26 protein-coding genes are annotated in these 19,592 nt (G+C 47.3%); all 26 read right to left on the bottom strand.

Going from position 1 to position 19,592, the window contains the following annotated elements; translation table 11 throughout:
* Nucleotides 1–8 precede the first annotated feature (8 nt).
* Nucleotides 9–317: a DUF2577 domain-containing protein gene (locus tag MKY62_RS06765; RefSeq protein WP_003180843.1), complete on the bottom strand. Its 309-nt coding sequence runs from the start codon at nucleotides 315–317 to the stop codon at nucleotides 9–11.
* On the bottom strand, nucleotides 314–1,294 hold the full coding sequence (locus tag MKY62_RS06760) for a hypothetical protein (RefSeq protein ID WP_009328734.1): 981 nt from the start codon (nucleotides 1,292–1,294) through the stop codon (nucleotides 314–316). The genes MKY62_RS06765 and MKY62_RS06760 overlap by 4 nt, the downstream gene beginning before the upstream one ends.
* Nucleotides 1,295–1,350: 56 nt before the next feature.
* The gene (locus MKY62_RS06755) at nucleotides 1,351–2,007 is read right to left on the bottom strand and encodes a LysM peptidoglycan-binding domain-containing protein (protein WP_003180838.1); all 657 of its coding nucleotides are present in this window, start codon (nucleotides 2,005–2,007) and stop codon (nucleotides 1,351–1,353) included.
* Nucleotides 2,000–5,782 carry a transglycosylase SLT domain-containing protein gene (locus tag MKY62_RS06750; RefSeq protein ID WP_011197805.1) on the bottom strand — a complete coding sequence of 1,261 codons (3,783 nt, stop codon included), beginning with the start codon at nucleotides 5,780–5,782 and terminating at the stop codon, nucleotides 2,000–2,002. Before MKY62_RS06750 ends, MKY62_RS06755 begins: the two co-directional genes overlap by 8 nt.
* Before the next feature lie 3 nt (nucleotides 5,783–5,785).
* Nucleotides 5,786–5,923, bottom strand: coding sequence for a hypothetical protein (locus MKY62_RS06745; RefSeq protein ID WP_003180833.1), 138 nt, complete (start codon nucleotides 5,921–5,923; stop codon nucleotides 5,786–5,788).
* Nucleotides 5,924–5,964: 41 nt separating this feature from the next.
* Complete coding sequence (locus tag MKY62_RS06740) at nucleotides 5,965–6,414, bottom strand: phage portal protein (protein WP_003180832.1); 450 nt, start codon at nucleotides 6,412–6,414, stop codon at nucleotides 5,965–5,967.
* A 182-nt stretch (nucleotides 6,415–6,596) separates the two neighbouring features.
* Nucleotides 6,597–7,040, bottom strand: coding sequence for a phage tail tube protein (locus MKY62_RS06735; protein ID WP_003180830.1), 444 nt, complete (start codon nucleotides 7,038–7,040; stop codon nucleotides 6,597–6,599).
* 1 nt (nucleotide 7,041) lies between these two features.
* A complete protein-coding gene (locus MKY62_RS06730; RefSeq protein ID WP_011197804.1) occupies nucleotides 7,042–8,388 on the bottom strand; it encodes a phage tail sheath family protein in 1,347 nt (448 codons plus the stop codon).
* The gene (locus tag MKY62_RS06725; protein WP_003180826.1) at nucleotides 8,388–8,612 is read right to left on the bottom strand and encodes a hypothetical protein; all 225 of its coding nucleotides are present in this window, start codon (nucleotides 8,610–8,612) and stop codon (nucleotides 8,388–8,390) included. Before MKY62_RS06725 ends, MKY62_RS06730 begins: the two co-directional genes overlap by 1 nt.
* Nucleotides 8,613–9,053 carry a hypothetical protein gene (locus MKY62_RS06720; RefSeq protein ID WP_003180824.1) on the bottom strand — a complete coding sequence of 147 codons (441 nt, stop codon included), beginning with the start codon at nucleotides 9,051–9,053 and terminating at the stop codon, nucleotides 8,613–8,615. It lies immediately after the preceding gene.
* A 12-nt stretch (nucleotides 9,054–9,065) separates the two neighbouring features.
* A complete protein-coding gene (locus MKY62_RS06715; RefSeq protein ID WP_003180822.1) occupies nucleotides 9,066–9,554 on the bottom strand; it encodes an HK97 gp10 family phage protein in 489 nt (162 codons plus the stop codon).
* Complete coding sequence (locus tag MKY62_RS06710; protein ID WP_009328738.1) at nucleotides 9,551–9,907, bottom strand: YqbH/XkdH family protein; 357 nt, start codon at nucleotides 9,905–9,907, stop codon at nucleotides 9,551–9,553. The genes MKY62_RS06715 and MKY62_RS06710 overlap by 4 nt, the downstream gene beginning before the upstream one ends.
* The gene (locus MKY62_RS06705; RefSeq protein ID WP_003180816.1) at nucleotides 9,904–10,278 is read right to left on the bottom strand and encodes a DUF3199 family protein; all 375 of its coding nucleotides are present in this window, start codon (nucleotides 10,276–10,278) and stop codon (nucleotides 9,904–9,906) included. The genes MKY62_RS06710 and MKY62_RS06705 overlap by 4 nt, the downstream gene beginning before the upstream one ends.
* Nucleotides 10,279–10,371: 93 nt before the next feature.
* Entirely contained in the window at nucleotides 10,372–11,307 is a 936-nt protein-coding gene (locus MKY62_RS06700; RefSeq protein WP_009328739.1) for a phage major capsid protein, read from the bottom strand.
* Between the two features lie 17 nt (nucleotides 11,308–11,324).
* On the bottom strand, nucleotides 11,325–12,173 hold the full coding sequence (locus MKY62_RS06695; RefSeq protein WP_009328740.1) for an XkdF-like putative serine protease domain-containing protein: 849 nt from the start codon (nucleotides 12,171–12,173) through the stop codon (nucleotides 11,325–11,327).
* 7 nt (nucleotides 12,174–12,180) lie between these two features.
* Entirely contained in the window at nucleotides 12,181–13,695 is a 1,515-nt protein-coding gene (locus tag MKY62_RS06690; protein WP_003180808.1) for a phage portal protein, read from the bottom strand.
* Nucleotides 13,696–13,698: 3 nt separating this feature from the next.
* Complete coding sequence (locus MKY62_RS06685) at nucleotides 13,699–14,997, bottom strand: PBSX family phage terminase large subunit (RefSeq protein WP_003180806.1); 1,299 nt, start codon at nucleotides 14,995–14,997, stop codon at nucleotides 13,699–13,701.
* Complete coding sequence (locus tag MKY62_RS06680; RefSeq protein ID WP_003180804.1) at nucleotides 14,994–15,794, bottom strand: terminase small subunit; 801 nt, start codon at nucleotides 15,792–15,794, stop codon at nucleotides 14,994–14,996. The genes MKY62_RS06685 and MKY62_RS06680 overlap by 4 nt, the downstream gene beginning before the upstream one ends.
* 142 nt (nucleotides 15,795–15,936) lie before the next feature.
* Nucleotides 15,937–16,440 carry a sigma-70 family RNA polymerase sigma factor gene (locus MKY62_RS06675; protein ID WP_003180803.1) on the bottom strand — a complete coding sequence of 168 codons (504 nt, stop codon included), beginning with the start codon at nucleotides 16,438–16,440 and terminating at the stop codon, nucleotides 15,937–15,939.
* A gap of 120 nt (nucleotides 16,441–16,560) precedes the next feature.
* A complete protein-coding gene (locus MKY62_RS06670) occupies nucleotides 16,561–16,764 on the bottom strand; it encodes an XtrA/YqaO family protein (protein ID WP_003180800.1) in 204 nt (67 codons plus the stop codon).
* Nucleotides 16,761–17,102: a hypothetical protein gene (locus tag MKY62_RS06665; RefSeq protein WP_003180798.1), complete on the bottom strand. Its 342-nt coding sequence runs from the start codon at nucleotides 17,100–17,102 to the stop codon at nucleotides 16,761–16,763. The genes MKY62_RS06670 and MKY62_RS06665 overlap by 4 nt, the downstream gene beginning before the upstream one ends.
* Nucleotides 17,103–17,202: 100 nt before the next feature.
* Complete coding sequence (locus MKY62_RS06660; RefSeq protein ID WP_003180796.1) at nucleotides 17,203–17,373, bottom strand: hypothetical protein; 171 nt, start codon at nucleotides 17,371–17,373, stop codon at nucleotides 17,203–17,205.
* Nucleotides 17,373–18,173, bottom strand: a complete 801-nt coding sequence (locus MKY62_RS06655; RefSeq protein WP_011197802.1) for an ATP-binding protein — start codon at nucleotides 18,171–18,173, stop codon at nucleotides 17,373–17,375. The genes MKY62_RS06660 and MKY62_RS06655 overlap by 1 nt, the downstream gene beginning before the upstream one ends.
* On the bottom strand, nucleotides 18,073–18,903 hold the full coding sequence (locus tag MKY62_RS06650) for a hypothetical protein (RefSeq protein WP_003180792.1): 831 nt from the start codon (nucleotides 18,901–18,903) through the stop codon (nucleotides 18,073–18,075). Before MKY62_RS06650 ends, MKY62_RS06655 begins: the two co-directional genes overlap by 101 nt.
* Nucleotides 18,904–19,200, bottom strand: a complete 297-nt coding sequence (locus MKY62_RS06645; protein WP_003180790.1) for a hypothetical protein — start codon at nucleotides 19,198–19,200, stop codon at nucleotides 18,904–18,906.
* Nucleotides 19,190–19,450 (bottom strand): helix-turn-helix transcriptional regulator, encoded by a 261-nt coding sequence (locus MKY62_RS06640; RefSeq protein ID WP_003180788.1) that lies wholly within the window; start codon nucleotides 19,448–19,450, stop codon nucleotides 19,190–19,192. The genes MKY62_RS06645 and MKY62_RS06640 overlap by 11 nt, the downstream gene beginning before the upstream one ends.
* Between the last annotated feature and the right edge of the window lie 142 nt (nucleotides 19,451–19,592).

Here is a 19,592-nt window from a genome sequence, read left to right as displayed (position 1 = left end):
TCCTACTCCTACACTCTGTCTATTACAAAAAAAGACTGCCCTCCAGGCATAGCCGCAATCATCACGTGGTCGCCGGCATGCAATTGATTGTAAAAGCGAATCGTTTTGTCTTCTCCGTCAATTCGGATCTGTTCCGTATGCTCTGTCAAATGCCTGGCCACCACCAATAAGTCGGAGGGGATCACCAATTTATCATGATTGCGGAGCTTCAGCTTGAGCGGAGACGCGGACACGACTTCAGCCGGCATGACATCGACAGGCGATTCAGCGTTTACGGCTCCAAGAGCCAGCTCTTTTATCGCATCGCTTAATTTCATGAAGACGCTCCTTCAGGTATGGTGTTTTTAGCGACGACATCAATCGTCATCACATGTTTTGTTCCTGTAAAATCGTGTTTATCCTTATCAACCCAATAGGTTTCTTTAATGCCCGCTTCCGGAATCGATATATAAACCGGCAGTCCGCTTTGAACTTCCGGTATGCCGATTGCCTGTATGCTTTTCAGCTCTTTTTTGACGCCTTTCTTTTCAGCCTGTATCTTCTTCGCCCGGTCGCGGAGCTGCGCCTCGTTAATGTCATCCGAAACCGTTTCTGTGTACTGGAGAACGCCGAATCTTTTCATACCGGCTTCATCGCTTGCGGATGCGGTATAGGTTTTGTTATCTTTCTGCTTTCTCAGTTTCACCCGGGTTGCCGTTTCATCGATTGACGTGCTGTAAGCGTAATCCGTAATGTTCACACCCGTTTCCAAAACCCAGATATCCTCCGGTTCGGGCCACGCTCGTAAACACAGCTTTCCTTTTTCGGCATACAGCTGATAGTTTTTTCCGGTTTGCTTTTTTGTCTCCCGCAGCGCTTTTAAAATAATGTCATACAGGCTCGTATTGTCTTTAAAGACGAGCGATTTAATCGTATGTCCGGTGTTTGCAATCGAACCTTTGGGAATTTGAAAGTCGTTCGCAATTCGTTTGACAATGTCAGCGGCCGTTTTGTTCGAGAATACATAGACATCCTGGTTTTTCACCAAGTACTGAAGCATGTCGTACGCTTTAAACGTAAGCGTATATTCTTTCGGCACCCTGCTGAACACAATTCCGCGAAACAGTTCTTTTCCTTTCCATTTAAATAAAACGGTATCGCCTTCCTGCACGCTGTAATATTTGTGGCTTCCCTGCTTGATCACAATCGACGCTTCGATCGAACGAGGCGCCTGGTACCTTTCTCCTTCCAATGTGACGCTTTCGGTGACAAGTTCATACCATTCGCTTTCTTTTATGACAAATAATTCGATCATCGCTATCCCCTGCTTTTGATTTACCAGAAAAACGCCGGTTCATCCGGCGCTTCGTTTTATGGTATTTTCAGCTTTTGCCCCGGAAAAATCCAATGTCCCGGCTGTTTGATGTTTCGCTTGCTTCGTTTGATCATCGCCTGCTTGTTCGCATTCCAAATTTTCCGCCATTCCTGGCTGTTTCCGTAAAAACGGCCTGCGATGTGCCAGAGCGTATCGCCTTTTTTGACGGTGTACATTTTTGGAGCCGGTTTGGACGGCCGTTTTTTCTTCGTTTTCTTTTTTTGTTTAATCTTCCGGGGTGATGCTGTTTGGTACTCTTTCAATGTGAGATCAAAATCCCGGTCGCCGATATCCTTTTCACCCTCGCGATGCGAAAAGTTTTCAATGCTGCATGTGAAATTGATCTTCGTTCCCGTCACGAGAAATTGAACCGGTTTTTTTGCTTTCATCCATTTCTCGATTTTAAGAATCGCGTTCTCCGGCGAAAGAAACCCTTTGTATTCCGAGAGCGGAGAATACTTTTTCGGAAAATGAGACGAAAATGAAATCGTCTTCGCTCCCGGTTCATTGATAAACGTCACCTCGCCGAACTTTGACACCTTTACAGATTCGTTCGCAAGATTATTGCTGACGTCAAGCTGCTCTGGAAGCACAGGGAGGCGCAGCTTTTCCTTTCCTTGCGTCAGCCAAAATTCGTACACGGATTTAGTCATAAGCTACGCTTCCTTTCGTCCCAATATGAATATCCCGTTCAAGCTCATCGACAAGAGCGCGCTTGATTTTCGCAATCAATGTTTCCTGGTCGCGCTCACTGTGGTAATGATTGTCCCCGGTAATATAGATGTTGACTTCTTTGGCGCCATTTTCAGCAGGCTGCCGGGATCGGGTCCCGCCCGTGGTGGCTGCAGCCGCCTGAGCACTTGATATGGAACCGGACCCTTCAGCGGGGTCTTGCACTTCCATCCCGAGCGCGCCTGCAGCCCGCTGAAGCAGATATCTGCCGCGGATGCCGCGTTCTTCGGGAATGATCCATTCGCGTTTGCCGCCTTCACCCACGCGGGCGATCTGCTCGCTCGTAATCAGGCCGCCGTTGGCATAGCCTTTATAAGCTCCGCCTCTTGCCATGCTTTTAATCCCCGGAGTGTTAAATGGCGACCCGTATCGCGATTTGATGTAGTTGATGGCCGCTACCGCGTTGTGAACAGGATTGAAAATATCATTCATTCCTTTTCCTTTGTAAGCATTAAACGTTTGGCCGATCGTCTGCATCAAGCCTCTGCTCGGGTCCCCCCGCTTGGCGTTAATGTCCCAGCCGTTATAGGCGCGCGGATTTCCGCCGGATTCCTTTTGAGCAATAACAGAAAGCGGCTGAAGCCACGACACCGGCGAACCGGTAGCCATGATCGCCTGCATCAGCCACGACTTTACATTTCCGCCGACGGCTCCGATTCCGGAAAACGCAGCTGCCAGTGAGCCTGCTTGTTTTTCCGCAAAACTTTTGACATCGACAGAGCTTAAACCTTTGACAATCCCGACCGACGCGAAACGCCCGAGACTCATCATAACCCGGGACGGAGAATGAATATCTAGTTCTTCGCGGAACGCTTTTTCAACTTTTTTCGCCAAGTTTTTTGCAGCTTGAGAAACTTCGCTGCCTTTTCCATTCATGCCGCTGATAAAGTGTCCGACCATTCCTGACCCCCAGCCTGCAGCCGACTGTTTCGAATCAAGGAACGGCTTGTTGATATTTTTATCAACATACTGCGACGTCCCGGTCGGTGTTGCATTTTGCCCGGTTGCAAAGTTTTTGACTGTATTTGCACCCCAGGAAGAGGACGTTTTCACCGTTGTTTGATAAGGCGCATTTACTTTTGCTTGAAGAAAACCGCCGGTTCCGGTCGCGGAAGCATTTTGTCCGGAAGCGAACCCGGCAACCGTCTGTTTTCCGTAGTTAGACGATTCTGCCGGCAGGCTGCTAAACGGCTTGCTGATGTTTTTTTGCTTCCATTGATCAAGGGAAGGAGCGTTTGAGCCGATCCCCTTGTCAAAACCGCCGGTGAATTCCCGGCCGAAAGCCTGCGCCTCTGCTGCTATACTCCCGACACCGACAGCAGGCGACACAGAAGCCGAATACGAAGCGGTGCTTGAAACCGGAGAAGAAGCTCCCCCGTCTCCCGCCGCGGCCCCCATGTCGTCAACAACGCGCATGCCGAGCTTGGTAGCGGCCTGGGCAAGCAGCATCTTCCCGCGTCCCCGGTTGTTTTCCGTAGGGATGACGAATTCATTTCCGGCTTCACCGATCCAGGAGATGGTCGGTTTTGTGATGTAGCCGCCTGTGGCATAGCCTTCAAATCCATGATCCTTATGGGCTCTTTCCCGACCTTTCTGAAAATATTCAACTTTTTCTCCGACCCAGCTTTTCGCGCCTTCGAAAATACTCTTGCCCCTTTCCAAAGCGCTATTCCATTGGTTAGACCACCAGTCTCCATTGAAAACAGTGTCTTTAATGGTTCCTGTAATGGATTCCCAAACAGAGACGGCTCCGTCCCACGCATTCTGCGCCCATGTCACTGCGTTGTCCCATTGTTCACCCCACCAGTCTCCATTAAAAACGGTGTCTTTAATGGTTCCTGTAATGGATTCCCAAACAGAGACGGCTCCGTCCCACGTATTCTGCGCCCATGTTACTGCATTGTTCCATTTTTCGCTCCACCAGTCTCCATTAAAAACGGTGTCTTTAATGGTTCCTGTAATGGATTCCCAAACAGAGACAGCTCCGTCCCACGTATTCTGCGCCCATGTTACTGCATTGTTCCATTTTTCGCTCCACCAGTCTCCGTTAAAAATCGTCTCGCTGATCGTTCCTGCAATGGTTCCCCAAACATTACTTAACGGCCCTAAAAATGCAGCTTCCAAAGTACCATAAAGATAGCCGGCTTGTTCAGCCCACCAGTTTCCGTTTAAAAACGTATTTGTGGCTGTTTCTTTAAGAGATCCCCATTTTTCTCCCCACCAGTCTCCATTTAAAAATGTATTTGTAGCGGTTTGACTAAGGGAATCCCACTGTTCGCTCCACCAGTCTCCATTAAACAGCGTGTTCATGAGATCTTCCTTCAATTGGGAAGTGTCAAACATTTTACCGAGGGAACCGCCTGCCTTTTCACCGCCCATCCCGCCTGCAAAGCCGCCCACTACTCCTCCAATCATTGCACCCGGAGGTCCTCCAACCAATCCTCCGATCGCCATTCCGGCAGCTTCTCCACCAAAAGTTCCTAACATACGGCCGCCTACAGAACCAATTTTTTCGCCTGCGTTATCTTTGTTGATGCCGATTAGATCTGTAAGCGGCAAAAGTTTGCCTAGCGGACTTAGTTTTTTACCTAGCGGCTTTAATTTTTCAATCATTGGTTTTAAGGGCTCTAATAATTTTGCAAGTTTACCGGGCTCTTTGTTGGGCCTTAAACTTTTTAAATAGAAGAGTATCTTTGCGGCTGGAAGAATTCCCCTTGATAAGCTTTTTAGATTCCAGCCTTTATGCTCTTCACTTGAACCTGAAACAGAGACATTTTGCCTATTTCCGGCTGAATTCGGAGGATCTTTCTGCGGATATAAACAGCAGCAGCATTGTCCATGGCCTGGTCCGCTTGATTTTGACTGAGAACCTTTTGTTGACTGAGGCCCTAAGATTTTATCAATGACTTTGTCAAAAATATCATTGTTCAATTTTTCCATCAGTCTATCTTTAAATCGATCTACAAATGCTTTGCCAATTTCCTTCCCAGTATCCTTTATCCAAGGCCATCCTGACTTTTTCCACCATTCGCCTAACAAGTCTTTTCCTTGTTCAAAGAAAGATCCCTTTTTATCGTGTTTGACTTCTGATGTTTCTCCTGAAACTTTTTTGTTTTTGATTTTGTTGGTCGCCTTGTCGTTTAAATCAATTGTGACAATGTACGTTTTCTCTAGTTTTTTTAGGAGCGAGGCAATTCTGCTTGCTGTTTTCGTTACTTTATCAAGTACATATAACTGAACTGAATAACCTTTTTTCAAATTGTTTTTAAGATAGCCGATTATTTTTTTAACAGTTAATGTTACACGGTCTTCAGCAGAGATTGATAAGAAATATTCACGCTTAGAGAGCATCCTTTTAATTTTAGTTAACTTTTGCGAGACATTGTCTGCTAAAGTTAACTTAACGGTTGTTTCTGGCGGAATTCTTTTTAATCTTCTTTGTATTTCTATTAGTTGAGCGGATGCCTGGTCATTTATATTCACTCCAATATTTACGGAGTGAATGAACTTTCTCATCAGGTAATTGTTCAGTTTTTTAAGCCGAAAAAAAGCTTGATCTTCCGTTTTAATGTTAATTTTGATTTGCCGGTTCAATCGTTCTGCTCTCTTTTCTAAAATCGCAAAACCCTTCTGAATCCTCCGCAGCTTCTTAGACACCCGGTCTTCAAGTTCAAAACGTGCCGTCAGTTTTGCCATGGATTATGTACCTCCTTTCCGCGCTTCTTTTTCCAAGAGTTGAAGTTTGTAGCTGATGAGTCCGTATAATAATGCCTTAAACGGTTTTGGGGCTTCGTACAGCTCCCGGAGCTGGGATGGAGAATAGTGAAGTTCGTGCATCGCGAAATAGAGATACACCGCTTCTTTATTCCCATCCTTAATTAGTTTTTTGCTTCTTCTTCCAGATCTTCAAGATCGTCTTCAAAGCCGTTGATTTCAATCGCTTTGTTGAGCCAGTTCGCATATTCCCCACCGACGGAGAGAACGCGTTTGGCCACTTCGACCGGGTCGGCCGTTTTATAGGCTTCTCTTAATTCCTTTGAACGGAAGTCAGGGTAGATCGTCGATTCAATGGCGATTCTGGCGTAAAAGCGCTGGGTGTCTAGATCCTTGACACGGCCTCTGCCTTTAATGTTTTTATAAGTCGTATTTTCTTTTTCAAGCTCGTCAATGCGCTCGGTTGTAATCGGCTTAAACACAAACGGAATGACATTGCCCTTTTTATCGACGAACCGCTTTGAGATCGGCACTTTGATTTCTTCGGCTTCAACGGTTTGTCCCGGCATAAAAAAGGATAAATCATATACTTTTTCTTCTTGTTTTTCGCTCATGTCTGCTTGCTCCTTTAACATTCAATTTTGGATTTGCAATGAAAAAGCACCCTCGGCTTGGCGAGAGTGCTTTGCTTCCTATTTCCTGACTACTGAATCGGTTCCTTCCGTAAAAAAGAAGAAATAGACCGGCTGTTGCGGTCTATTTTTGAAAAGCGGGCTCGTTGTATACGGCTCCTATTTTAAAACGTATCTTTCAGTTTTTCAGGAACGTCGAAATCTTCAAATGTGAACGGCACTTCTTCTTCGAGCGCCTCTGAGTCGACGTCAAGACCGGCGATTTTGGCCGAGTCAAAATTCACGTCATACAGCGTGACCCGCTCCGTTCCGCGGCCTGATGACTGGTCGTCAAGGACGGCCTGGAGCGTGAAATACGGATCATCGCCTTTTTTCACATAGTTCATCATTAACGTGACAAATTGAGACGTGACTTTATAAAATGTCGCCGTTCCCGTGCCGTTTGCCCCTGTTGTCTTGTGGCCGGTCATGCGGCGGCCCATAATATTGACTTCAGCTTTATTCTTTTCGACATTGGCCTCAAATGTTTTGATGTGAGCCATCTCTTGTCCGTCGAGAAAAAGACGGCCTTCTTTTCCGGAAATCGTGTTTTGCGCTTTTAATGCCATACTATTTTACCTCCACATTAAAGTAGAATTTTTCTGCTGCATCAACCGGCTGAACGGCTAAATCGATTAAAAACCCGTCGCGGTCTTCATTCAGTGTAATGGCAATATCGCTTTCAGAATCAAAGCCGGTAATGCCGCCGGCTTCCTGAAGCGCCGTCATATACTGAATGATCAGCGTTTTGACGTATTGCAAACCATCGTCTGATGCAGGGATGTCGCTGCCGCTTGCTTTTCGTGCTTTGATTAAAGCCTTTAACTCGCGGGTCAGGTCATTGTTGACTCCGTCGAGAACGCGGATGATTTTGTTTTTCGAGAATTTTTTGTTCTTGTCGGCAGTGAAACTCGTTAAAGAGTTGATGTCTTTTTCAACGCTGACCGATTGATCGCGTGCATCAAATGTAAATAAAAACTCGCCTTTTTTCAGACGTTCGATGACCTGGTCTTCATCCAGACGGTTCAGGACATCAACAGCACCTTCGTATTCGACAAATGTCAGCGACTGGTTAAAAGTCGCGCCTGCGCTCGCTCCGGCAACCCATGCCGTCGCTTTTTCAGGAGTGATTTCAGTGCCGTCTTCCAGCACGACGCCTCCCGTTACATTAATAATGCCTTCATAGTCTCCGGCATAATCGGCGACAACGCCTTGGACTTTCTGGCCCTGCTTGTCGCGAAGGCGTTTGATGAAAGCGGCAAAAGTGGCTTTCAGCTGTTCATTGTCTGCGACCGGGAGTGCGATCGTATTGAAGTATTCCGTTTCGGCAGCATCTAAAAATGCGGTGTAATCGGCAACGCTTGCCGTTCCGTTCTCCCCGCCTGACAGCTTTGTGCCCGCTGTCAGTTCAAGCGCGCCTTCCCCTTGAAACGCGACGTACGCATTTGCGGTAAGCTCTTCTGCCGTTTTGACGGTTTGTCGGTCAGCTTCATCTGTTCCGACAAAGGTGGTGACATCAAACTTTTTAGAATCGAGCACATTTTCGGAAATGCGGATCGAAATGTCGTTCCCTTTCTCGCCTCCGTATTTTGCCGTTACGCTCAGCGTTTCGCCGATTTGGGCTTTCGCCGGCGCTCCTGTGTTCAGACGGTACAGCAAAACGGTCTGTGCGTTTTTCTTCGCTTCCCGGAAAAGCAGAAGAGACGGATCATCGATGTTCAACCCTACTTTTTTATTTAAGTCTTCAATGCTGGAAATCGATACGAATGTTTTCGGCTCCCCCCAGCTCATGACGACAGGGAGGGCAACTGTACCGCGATCCCCGATGGAAACGCGTTCCTCTGCTGTCGTTTTAAAATTAAAATAAATGCCGGCACGATCTTTTTCTTTGCCTGGTGTAAATGTTCCGCCGTTCATTAATTCATGACCTCCTTGGCTAAAAATGTTTGAATAAGCTGACTTGCCTCAGGTTTTGAAATCTGCTCTTCTTTCACATGAAAAAGAGCACCATCGAGAACTTCCGGCTTAATGCCGAAAAGCTCTTTCGCGTGCTCCCTCAGGTCTTCGATGTAGAACAGCGCTTCACGTTCCTCTTGAGGCGCCTTTTTTGCTTCGGTGTTTGTTTTTTTGCTGACTGCCAATTATTTCACCCCGTTTGTAAAATCAATTGTTTCCAGAGAAAGTTCGCTTTCCCGTTTGTACCAGTAGCGGCTGTTCCATTGAATAATAATGGACGCGGTGCCGGAATCCCCTATTCTCGTCTCGATCCGGCTGATCCTCAAGCTGTCCCCTGTGCCTTTACCCGATCGGTCAATGAGCGGTATGATGTGCCTCGCTTCCCTTACGGCGTCTGCAATGCGCTCGGCATGATCATGGGCCTGCTGCGAATCGTGGTGAAACAGTTTCACATTCAGGGTGAAGACTTTTTTAAATGTTGAAACCGTATCATTCTCATCAAAAACAGAAGGGGGAGGAAAATACAGCGACGGTATTTGAAAGTGGTCGGGTATTTCCTTTTCATAACAGACGACAGGAAAGACTTGATAAAAGAAATTCATGACAGATCCCGTTTCGTCGTTCAAAGCTTCACCTCCTTAAAGGGAATTCAGCCATTTTTGCAGCCTTTCATTCAGGCGTTTTTCAAATAAACGCTCAAATATGTAAAGCGCATGCTCCCAATAGCCTGTTCCCTTTACCCATTGCCGTTTTAAGGCCATGCCGGACGATGAACCGGGATCATATTGAAACCGGCCGCCGTGCCATTGTCCCGGAACCCACCTGACTTCGTCTTTTCCGCCTGTCCAATGGCCGTCATTTACAAATGAGGCGTACTCTAACTCCGTCCCGACTTCAAGCGTGAGTCCGCCTTTTTCGATTTCCCACCTGTTCCCTTCGGCTCCCCGCTTGAAAGAGCGCAAAAGGCTGCCGGTATCAATCGATCCGGCGCGCACGATTTCGTCACAGACCAGGTCCAAAAAATCGGTTCCCGCCTGTTCAAGCCACTTGGCAGCTTCATTTCGAAAGCCGCTCTGCCCTGCTTTTTCCAGCGTCTGCGACAGCTGTTTCAATCCTTTGATTTTCATAGTTTTTCATCCCTGACCGCTAACACTTCGAGGTGATGGCCTTTGATGTTGCGCGGCTGCTGCAGCGTGTAGGCGACACCGTTCCAGACCGCCTTATCGTGAAGGCGCACATCTGCCTCCGCCGGAAAATGGGCCAAATATGAATGATAAATAACCTGTTCGGGATCTTGCTGGACGATCGACTGGTTTTTTTCCGTAAAATAGCAGGGAACGTTTTGAAGATCAGGTGTTTCCCCGTATGTGCGAATCGGCTGCAGGTCTCGCGCAGGAATGCCGTACCTTGCTTCCTCAGCCTGGTCTTCCTTTAAATGATAGATATCGCAGCGGTCGCTTAATAACCTTTTGTAGCTCATAGCGGGCGCACCTTGAATCGAACAGATTCATAATCAAGAATAAATTCTTCGAGCAGTTTATAGACGTCGGGCTTCACTAGGCCTCCGCTTCTTGAAAGCGTATAGGAGTAGTCTCCCAATTTCTCAGATTTGTAGCCTTTCAAAAGCGATTCATCACCGTTTTTCAATGCAAAGTACTGTGCCAGCTGCAGCAAAGCGAGCCTTGCCTTTTCCGGCAGCGGATCATATTTTTCATCTGTAAAACGGTGCCCCGTTATCTGCTCGGCTTCCGCTTCAGCTTCAAGGATATCCTGACGCAGCAATTCCTGCGGCCGGTTTTTCACGGCTTCAATAACGGAATATTGGATGATATCGTCGGGCGTGATCAGCATGTTCATCACATCCTTCCAGAGCTTTTAGCTGTTGTCCGGGCTCGGTTTCCGCCGGTCGGCTGTTCTTCCTTTGGAACGGTTCGAACTCAGCATTTACTCTTTTACATTGATGATTTTTGCAACCGCGTCTTCTTCCTCGAATTTGCTGTCCAGTTTTGCCGTCAGGACAATGATGAATTTGCGCGCGCGAATGTCTTTATCGACTTCAATTCTGATATTGCGCGAGAAACCGAGAATGATATTTTTCGGGTGCGTCAAAATAATGTCTGATGCTTCGGCGGCCGCATCTCCTTCTCCGTATGCATACGGCTGAATATTTGAGACCCCTTTAACAGGCACGCCAAAAGCGGTAGAAAGTCCGCCCTGTACCGCCGCATCCCCGAGAGTCGTTTGACGTTCTGCGACGCGGTCTTTCCATTCAATCTCCTGGCCGAGCGATGTGAAGAATCTGAATTCCTGAGGAACGCGCATATATTTTGCCGGAACAGCTTTCAGCCCCTGTTTGAAAAGCTGCCGGCTGATTTGCTCCCCGCCCGCATCGACGATATGGGAGACGGACTGCTTCCGGATCCCGTCGAGCTGGGCAAGGTATGGATCTGAGGATGCGACATCACCATTGACGATCAGTTCTTCAATATCAACGGCAGCCCGCTCCGCCAGCATTTGCATCAGCGTCTGTTGAAGGCCGTCTTTTTCAATGTTATTTTCGAGCGTGTCATAAGTGATGTTGACTTCGGCAATGACTTCTTTCGCGTTCAGTTCGACCGTGCTGGTCACCGGTGCGGTTAATTGATCTTTCGCCAATGCCTTACCTTCATCAGCCGCTCGTAAAATCCGCTGGCCAAAGCCGATCTTTTCAAATTTTTGCGAGTCGTTTTCCATTTGAATCACGCGCGATTCGCTGAAAATTGTCGGCGTGTTTTGCACCATGCGAATAAATGCAGAAGCCTGCGCCGGATTCATTAATCCTCCGCTTTTCAAAGTCGCAAGCGACATCTCGGCTTTACGAATAATCTCTTGATTTCTCATTGTCTTCCTCCTCCAAATTAAAGCAATCCGCTCCAAATCGATTTTTTAACTTCTTCTTCCCCGTCTTTTTCGGCTGCTGCCTGCTTTGAGGCGCCTCTCATCTTTTCGAGTGCTTCAATGCGTGCAATAAGAGGGGCGAGCATGTCCTCGACGATTTCCTTCACATGTGCGTCTTGGTCTGTCTGTTGCTCTTTTTCATCTGCCGCTTTATCCCCTTCCAAATCGTCAAGACGTTTGAGAAGCGGAGCCAAGACGGCTTCAATCGTTCCTTGAACTTCTGATCGTTTCATCTTTTTTTCTTCCTCTCCCGTTTTTTGTTTGTCGCCGGCAAAAAACTGCTTAAACAGCTGAAAGAAACTGCCGGGCTCATCGGTTTCAGAGTCGGCTTGGGGCGCGTGCTCGACCGTTTCGGCAGTGCCCGCCATGCTGTAGCCGGTGATGCTTCCTTTTTTAATCTGTTCCCAGATCTCATCGCCGGCTTTTGTCACCAGCACCCAAGAGCCTTTCACAATCGTTTCGCCGTTTACTTCAAAATCAGCCGGCGCTACGTAGGACTCCACGACTTCTCCGACGCCTCCCTGGAAATTGTGATCCTTGTCGATCTTCCGGGCATTTTTCAGAAAACCGTGGGCGGCTTTTTGGATTTCTTCAGCCGTCATAAAGTCGCCGTGGGCATCCTGAATGTCCGGCTCGTAGACAACGCCGTAGACGAGCTTCTTTTCATCCTCGGCTTTTGCAATCAGCTTGACTTCCTTTTGAAATGTCGGCGGTTCACTCGACTTCGTCATGAAGAATTTCTTTTTGTTCGCCGCTTTGTCGACATAACTGACGAAATTGATTTTGGCATTTTTAAGCTCTCTCGGCACGAAATGTTCACCTCCTTTCAGTGATCTGTTTCAATGTCTCGACGGCTTCCTGCAGTTCAGGCAGCAATGCTCCTGCTTCCGCTTCCGCACGCTTTGAGCTTTCCTGGTAAACGAGCGGCCTGCTGAATTCTTCCTCCGGCCATTCATCTAGCGTCTTGCCGAGCACTCTGCCGGCCAGGTCGCGCAAATCATTTGCAGATACTGCTCCTGCCTGAATAAAAGGACCGAGCACTTTTGCGATCTCAAGCGGATCGCGAAAGTCCGGTCCTTTCAGCTGGAGCCTCGCGTGGAAAATGTTTAAATCGCGGAGAAACAGCGTATTCAGCTTGCCGATCAATATTTTCCGCTCCGGTTCAAAAACCTGTTCTTCGGTGATTTTGCGGGCGGTATCGGCTGTCGCCCTGTTATATTCATGGGCATCACCGGTGTAGAGCGGCGGGAGCCTGAAGGAAGAGCGGATTTTATTCCGGGTTTTCTCGTCATATTCAAGAAACAGCGCATCTTCCTGCAAAATTTCGGCGAGGGATTTGATGTCCACCTTCACCGGCGTAATGTCCTGGCTGCCGTGAATGTCTTTTTCCTGTGCGATTCCCTCCGCTTCGATCAGCAAAAATTTGTGGGCATTTTCAACGCCTTCCAAGTCGTTCATATATTCCTGCAGCTCTCTGTAGGAAGCCTCTGAGAGCATGCCGTTTTCAACCGTAATGACGGCAGGTACGTGCCGGCCTTGTCTGAAGTACATATAATTCAGCTCTTCCGCTTTCCGCGCCCCGTACAGGTTGACAATATTTCCGATCCAGCGCGGAACGCCGTAGACGCCGCTGCCGATTTTAAAATGGATCGCTTCATTCGCGCTTCGTTCAGGGGGAGTCTGCCTGTCAAACTCTCCGGTGGTCATATCCATGACGCGCGGATCGCCGTACTCTTTAAAGTACACTTTCCTGCCGTCAATCATCTGAACGTATTTGCGGAACCTTTTCTCCCTCTTGATGTTTTTTAGCGATCCGTTTTCCATGTAGGCGAATTCAACTTCGATCGGTTCTGTCAATCCGCATACCCGCATATTTTTGACATCGAGATATTCAATTCCGGCCGGCTGCCCCGCACCGTTTCTGAGCACCTCCAAAAACCCGTTCCCGGTTTTTTCGCGGTCCTCTATCATATGGCTTAAAATTGTTTCAGCCGATTCGTCAAAATGAAGGTGGCGGCAAAAATCTTCAAGCCTTGTCCAATCGGACTCAGCAGCTTTTTTCCGATCGGGCGTCACATCCGCCCCGTTGAAATCAAAAGCGTATTCTACATCGAGCCCGAACCCCGCAATATTCGTTTTATAGGCGTCAATGCATTGCTGAAGAATTGAAGAATATTCGGCAATGGCTTTCAATTCTTTCAAATTGTACGGCGGAGCGATAATATCATCGCCGTAGATCTCCGAAAATTGATCTTCATATATTTGTTTTGTTACAGGCCCGTGAAAACGGGATTTCATGACTTTCGCTCTTACCGTTTGCTGAGTGGACATACGCTATCTCCCCCTTTTCCTGTTCGGCCGTTTTCTCACTTCCGGCTCAGCCTTCAAATCGGTTACTTCATAATCATCAAGCGCGTACCATAGCGCGGAAAGCGTGTGCGGATCAATTGTAAACTGATCCTCCTTCAGATTGCCGTCTTGATCCGTCGCATAGGTCAGCGGCTGCAATTCGTAGATCGTATTGGCACATCGGTCAGAACAGAATATTTTTTTAAACCGCTTGATTTTTTTCGTATATTGCAGGCGCGAGCCTTGGAACTTGCGTGCTGCTGTCATGTTAAAACCATTCTGCCTGAAAAACTGAATGCTTTTCGGCTCAGCGGGATCAGCTTTAATCAGCTCCTTCGTAACCGCGAATTCGTGAAGTTCTTCGGCCGTCTTATCATCTGTCATTTTATTTTTGTAGTACTCCCAATAGATATATAGATATTTTTTGTCGGGATCGACGGCCGCCCGGACGACGGCATTGTATGATTCCTCAAATCCGAAATCCATTCCGGTTCTCTTCAGCGGGTTGGAAATGGCGGAGATCTGCCTCATGACCTCCTCATGCTCCATCACTTCAAATTGCGGCAGAACCCTGGTGCCGTTTACCCCAAACCGCCCTTTTCTGGCAATCCGGTACAGGTCGGGATCATATGCTTTCATATCATCAAGCTGTTTGAGGTAGCTTTTCGGCAAAAACAGGTTGTCATCAGCTGTGGAATGGTGGTAATACGTATCACCGACGACAGCGACCCGCTTTTTATACAAGACCTCATCATCCAAAATGAACCGCTTGTTCCGCTCATCCTTGAAAAAGTGTCTGTACGTCCAGTTTGACTGGCTGACGGGGTTTGTCGTCAACATCATATACAGCCTGTGATAAGGATGCCTCAGCCGGCCGATCAGTTCCTTGAAGCCTTCATACTTCACCTCTGAACATTCTTCAATCCAAATCAGCGAGATGTTGTTGACGGATTTCAATTTCGCCGGGTTGTCCATTCCTTTAAAAATAATTCGGCTGCCGTTTGCAAACCTGATATGCATCGGAGAAGAAACCGCCTGAGCCGCCTTTTGGACACCCAGCTCATCGATAATGGATGCGAATAAAGAAAACGTCGAATCCCTGTGTGTTTCAAACACTTCCCTTACGACAAGAGCGGTCCGCTTTTCCTGAAGCAGTTTTAATACGACTTTTAAAGCGGTATGATAGCTTTTCGACGAACCGTATCCGCCGACAAGAAATTGAAAGGTCTGATCCCAGTTAAACAAATAATCTTCAAAATGCGGATTGACTTCTTTTATGATCAAGCCTGATCACCTTTTCGGGCGATGACCACTTCAACGGGACCCGTTTCCGCATCTTTGTCGGCTTTTTGTCTGGCGAGCTTCAGCTTCTCATTTTCAATTTTCCGCTTAAATGAATCAGGGAAAAGGTCAAAATACTGTGAGAGCTTATCGAGCGCCTTCATTTTATCGGCCAGCTTGATCGCGATCCCTTCTTTCCCGAGTTTCGCTTCCGTGATGACTGTGCCATCGACGAGGTCGGAATGTTTCACATCCACAAAGCTGACCTCTTTCATAACCGGATTGTTTTCTTCATCAAACAGCGGTCCGGACTTTCCGACAGCCTGTACCTCTTTTTTGCCGAAAGTCACATAATCGGTCATATCGGCAAACGCGATTTTTACATAGACTTGGAGAACATCCATCGCCTCGACGAATATCTCCCCTACCATTTCTTTTTTGATTCGCCTGATTTCATCGGCCACCTTTTCATTTTTCAAAAGCCGGCAGCCTGTCACATGGGCGCTGGCCGGGGAATAGCCCGCTTTTACCGCCGCTTGGGTGGCATTGAAGCTTTTCACATAATAGATGCAAAACAGCCGCTGCCGTTCATTCAGCCCTTCATTGTGAATGTCTGCTTTTCCACGGTTCGCGTCATCTCCGGCTAAAGCCTCTTGCCAGCGGTCGCGGGTTTTCCAAACGCTGATTTTTTTATTTGAAACGCCGAGTTCTCTTGCGATTGCGAGATTCGTAATGTTTCCCCCGTATTTTTGATAGAGACGAAAAGCTTCATCCCTTTTTGGATCCCTTTTCCTTGGCATTGTTCATTTTCACCGCCTCTCATTCTCGGAAACAGTAATATTTAATCGCTGTATGAATCTTCCATATGAACAGTATGCTTTGTTATATTTTTTCTCTTTTCACTTATAGGTGGCAAACGTATGACAAAAGACAGATATATCGTTATGCCATACAATCGAGAGGCTTTTCGATCTGTTTCGCGATTTTCAGCTGCGCCCGTTTCACATTGGTTTGAACAGTAGACTTTTTGATGCCGAGCATGGCGGCAATCCGCTCATAGGAAAACTGTTCGACCTTATGTAAAATGAAGATTTCTTTTTCGCGTGCCGTAAGGGCAGACAGCGCTGATTCAATCCGGGCTTTATCGTATGCTGACACTTCCTGAGCCGGTTCAAATGCACTCTGTTCTGAAAACGTGTCGATGATCCGCGGATCTTTCAGGAGCATCCGCTTATAAGAGTCGCGCCTGTCAATCGCCCGTCTGATTCCAGGTTCTCTTCCGTTTTCAAGCCAGTCGATCACATATTCCAAATCGGTCATCATGTTTCTGATCAGTTTTTTATCATTCAGCTGTTCAGCCGTCAGCCCTTGTTCATCTTGATAGGGCTTATACAATTTTTTCGTGTTTTTCAGCGCTCTTTTATATTCGAAAAGCAAATCTTCCATTTTAATGTACCTCCGTTTTTTTGAAATAAAAAAGGACACCAATCAGCCGCACAGTTAAGATGTGCATCCTGATCAGCGTCCGCAGGCTTTCCGTCTTGGACAAATATTCAAGTTGTAGAGCTATAGCTTATAGCCGATTTCAAATTCGATCCTTGCGAGATCTCCCTTTCTCGTTTCAATGACGGTTTTGCCGTGCTCAGGCGCCTCGGCCTGCCATGCCGTGCCGTTCATTCCGTCAAGGACGATCACCGTCACCTTTCCTTTTTTGATGCGGCTTGCAACCGTCGTATCGTTGATATCTGTTAACTTTGCCGGATGGTTCATCTTGTTTCCTCCTCTTCAAATTCTGCTTTTGCGACGACTTTTTCTAAAATATTCTTCAATTGATTCTCAACTGAATCGCTGTGAACGGGCCGTTTTCGCTTCAAATAGGCAAGCGTGAGCTTCACTGCGGTCAACAGTTCGGGAGCTGCAGCGATTAAGCGGGCATTTTTTTCCTTGGAATATGCGCTGTAGTCGGCGACTTTGGCAATCACCCTTCCGTTGGAATAAGGAAACCGTTTCTTTTCGGCTTTGCTGTATGCTGAATAAATGTATACGTCGGTATTTGTTCTGACGACGCGCCATGGTGATGGGCTGTACGCCTCACTTTCGTTTTTCACGTATGTCTTTCCTCACTTTCCGTCTTCTTCGTGCCATCGTTTAATTTGTGCGTCTCTTTTTGCCGCTGTCCAGATGATGAGAATCATAGCTTTTAAACTTTTAAGCACCTTGTGTCACCCTTGTTTTCATTTTTGCAATCAGCGCTTCCAGATGTTTGATCACATCCGTCAAACCGCCGCTTTCAGTGCAGCAGTTCGGGCAAGCGCGGAAAATCGTTCCGACCCTTGCGTCCTGATGGATTGATTTTCTCCCATTACATAGCCGGCACATCAAACCATCCCCTCCAGTCTATGATTGATGCCGAAAGAGCTCCCGTTCAGGACGACGAGAAAGTCCCCGCACATTTCGACCAGCCTCGTTCCGAGCGCTTCGTCTATGCTGACAATTTCTTCAACGCTTAGCTCGCTGGACAGCATGATCGGCTTATGGTTCAAATACCTGTAATTGACGACGGCATATGTCTGTTCGATCTGCCATTCCGTTGCCCGCGGCCTGCCTGCCACCGGCTTAAACAGGTCATCAAGAAACAGCACCTCGACTTGCTTCATCCGGTTCAGCTTATTCTCAAGCAACGAAAAGTCCTGTTTTAAATCATTGAATCCTTCGACAAACGGAAAATACAGGACGGGTACAAAAAGCTTCCTCATCAGCTCATTGGCGGCAGCCGTCAGCAAATGAGTCTTCCCTGAACCGGGTCGTCCCAAGAGCGCGATGCTGTTTCTGCGGCTTTCCTGAATGTCCCGGTAAGCTTGTACATATTCAACGGCGCATTCATACGCCTCTTTTACAGATTGATGCTTTCCTTCCGTCTTGAATTGAGCAAAGTTTAAGTTTTTAAATTGTTCGGTGATTTCGCTCGTCTTCAACAGCTTTTGCGCTTTGCGCCATTCGCGGCAGACGCATGATACCCATACTTCCATCGTTCCGCGCCGTTCGATAAATCCGAGTTCATCTTTGCACTTCGGACAGTCATACCGTTTTGCGGCGGATTCTTCCGGTTTGCCCCCCTGTGATTGACGGCTCCTGTTTCTCAGTTCGTCCATGACCTCTTCGATTGTTCTTTTGGGCATTGTTCTCCCTCCTGACAGTTGTTTTCGTTTTCGCTTCCGCTTCAGCCAGCCGGCCGATGATATATTTTTCACAGTAGCTGAAGACCTTGATCGTTTCATGACGGCTTCGGCGCCGCGCCTCATACTCCTCAAAACATTGTTCAAGCCATTTGATTGTTTGCGGAAGAGACACTCCGCGGGCGACAATCCGGGCGATGGCCTGATAGTCTTTTGACGAGGGATGGACGGGCTTTCCTTCCTGCATCGACCTGAGGGCGGCAAATCGTTCTGCTATTGTTTTTATGGAACTCATATTATGTTTTGTGTTGATTTGTGTGATATCTTTATTGGATTGGACAAGCTTGTCCGCACTGCCAGTCTCTTCTGTCCGATCAGGCAGTTCTGTTCGGACATGGCTGGCGTAGGCAAATTTTTTTGAATGTCTGACTGACAAAATCATTCCGTAAGGCGCTCTTGTGACTGCAATGTAGCCGTTTCGTTCGAGAAGAGCGAGCCATCTTCTGATCGTTTTTTCGTTGACGCCGAATTGAAGAGCCAGTTCGGCTGCTTTCAGCGGCTTGTTGCCGAGCACGATGCCCCATGTCTCCCCATCGCGTTCGATTTCCTTTGTTGTTGAACTGATGCACCATAAAAAAAGCCAAATGGCATTGCCTATTTTCTCGTAGTGAACAGGTGTTAAAAGCCCTGAGTAAACCGAAAAGGGATAGCTTTGATCCGGCGGGCGGGACATTCATCTTCCCCCTTCCTTCTGCCTTTTGCGGTTCAGCCTGAGATACCGTTCGTATTGGCCTTTATGATCAAATTGGAATACAGGCTTTCCGTCTTTCGTAAAAGCGATGAATCCCCCGGCTTCTCCGAGCCGCCATTGATCAAACCGGTCTGAGCTGTAGGAAATCACAATTTTACCCATGCTTCCTCCTTTTGGATATCCGGCAAGTCCGCCGTGGCTTCTCATTTGCTCTCTGTCGGCTTCCTTTGGATAGCCGTGTGTTCGGATGCGTGTGACCATCGGATGTTCAAGATTCATGACATCGCCTTCTTTCATGCAGGTTTTCTTTGATACAATATGTATCTATAAAGGCCTGAAAAAGATCGGGAAACAGCAAACGATCAGGCACTGAATAAAGCGTTTCGAATTTCAGCATCGTTTCTCTGCCGGGATTGCGTGTTCCCCTTTCAATTTTGCGAACATAAACCTCGGAGAGTCCAAGTCTTTCCGACACTTGCTTCTGGGTCCATCCCCTCTTAGAGCGCTCTTCGATCAATCGTTTTCGCACATGTTCTCACTCCCTGTTTTTGATACAATACGTATCTGATGATTTGATTATATATGATACGCTTCTTATCATCAACACTTTTTTGATACTTTTTTTATCATCTGTTTATTTCGATACATTTTGTATCTATAATAGAGATAAT

It is taken from the genome of Bacillus sp. FSL R7-0646 (assembly GCF_037969865.1).
GTDB classification, from domain to species: domain Bacteria; phylum Bacillota; class Bacilli; order Bacillales; family Bacillaceae; genus Bacillus; species Bacillus licheniformis.
This window is presented reverse-complemented; position numbering and strand designations above follow the sequence as displayed.

Bases quoted from the DNA above. Each gene is read 5' to 3' on its own strand.
- MKY62_RS06765 (WP_003180843.1), bottom strand. From the start codon at position 317: ATGAAATTAAGCGATGCGATAAAAGAGCTGGCTCTTGGAGCCGTAAAC.
- MKY62_RS06760 (WP_009328734.1), bottom strand. From the start codon at position 1,294: ATGATCGAATTATTTGTCATAAAAGAAAGCGAATGGTATGAACTTGTC.
- MKY62_RS06755 (WP_003180838.1), bottom strand. From the start codon at position 2,007: ATGACTAAATCCGTGTACGAATTTTGGCTGACGCAAGGAAAGGAAAAG.
- MKY62_RS06750 (WP_011197805.1), bottom strand. From the start codon at position 5,782: ATGGCAAAACTGACGGCACGTTTTGAACTTGAAGACCGGGTGTCTAAG.
- MKY62_RS06745 (WP_003180833.1), bottom strand. From the start codon at position 5,923: ATGCACGAACTTCACTATTCTCCATCCCAGCTCCGGGAGCTGTACGAA.
- MKY62_RS06740 (WP_003180832.1), bottom strand. From the start codon at position 6,414: ATGAGCGAAAAACAAGAAGAAAAAGTATATGATTTATCCTTTTTTATG.
- MKY62_RS06735 (WP_003180830.1), bottom strand. From the start codon at position 7,040: ATGGCATTAAAAGCGCAAAACACGATTTCCGGAAAAGAAGGCCGTCTT.
- MKY62_RS06730 (WP_011197804.1), bottom strand. From the start codon at position 8,388: ATGAACGGCGGAACATTTACACCAGGCAAAGAAAAAGATCGTGCCGGC.
- MKY62_RS06715 (WP_003180822.1), bottom strand. From the start codon at position 9,554: ATGAAAATCAAAGGATTGAAACAGCTGTCGCAGACGCTGGAAAAAGCA.
- MKY62_RS06710 (WP_009328738.1), bottom strand. From the start codon at position 9,907: ATGAGCTACAAAAGGTTATTAAGCGACCGCTGCGATATCTATCATTTA.
- MKY62_RS06705 (WP_003180816.1), bottom strand. From the start codon at position 10,278: ATGCTGATCACGCCCGACGATATCATCCAATATTCCGTTATTGAAGCC.
- MKY62_RS06700 (WP_009328739.1), bottom strand. From the start codon at position 11,307: ATGAGAAATCAAGAGATTATTCGTAAAGCCGAGATGTCGCTTGCGACT.
- MKY62_RS06690 (WP_003180808.1), bottom strand. From the start codon at position 13,695: ATGTCCACTCAGCAAACGGTAAGAGCGAAAGTCATGAAATCCCGTTTT.
- MKY62_RS06680 (WP_003180804.1), bottom strand. From the start codon at position 15,794: ATGCCAAGGAAAAGGGATCCAAAAAGGGATGAAGCTTTTCGTCTCTAT.
- MKY62_RS06675 (WP_003180803.1), bottom strand. From the start codon at position 16,440: ATGGAAGATTTGCTTTTCGAATATAAAAGAGCGCTGAAAAACACGAAA.
- MKY62_RS06670 (WP_003180800.1), bottom strand. From the start codon at position 16,764: ATGAACCATCCGGCAAAGTTAACAGATATCAACGATACGACGGTTGCA.
- MKY62_RS06660 (WP_003180796.1), bottom strand. From the start codon at position 17,373: ATGTGCCGGCTATGTAATGGGAGAAAATCAATCCATCAGGACGCAAGG.
- MKY62_RS06655 (WP_011197802.1), bottom strand. From the start codon at position 18,173: ATGCCCAAAAGAACAATCGAAGAGGTCATGGACGAACTGAGAAACAGG.
- MKY62_RS06650 (WP_003180792.1), bottom strand. From the start codon at position 18,903: ATGTCCCGCCCGCCGGATCAAAGCTATCCCTTTTCGGTTTACTCAGGG.
- MKY62_RS06645 (WP_003180790.1), bottom strand. From the start codon at position 19,200: ATGAATCTTGAACATCCGATGGTCACACGCATCCGAACACACGGCTAT.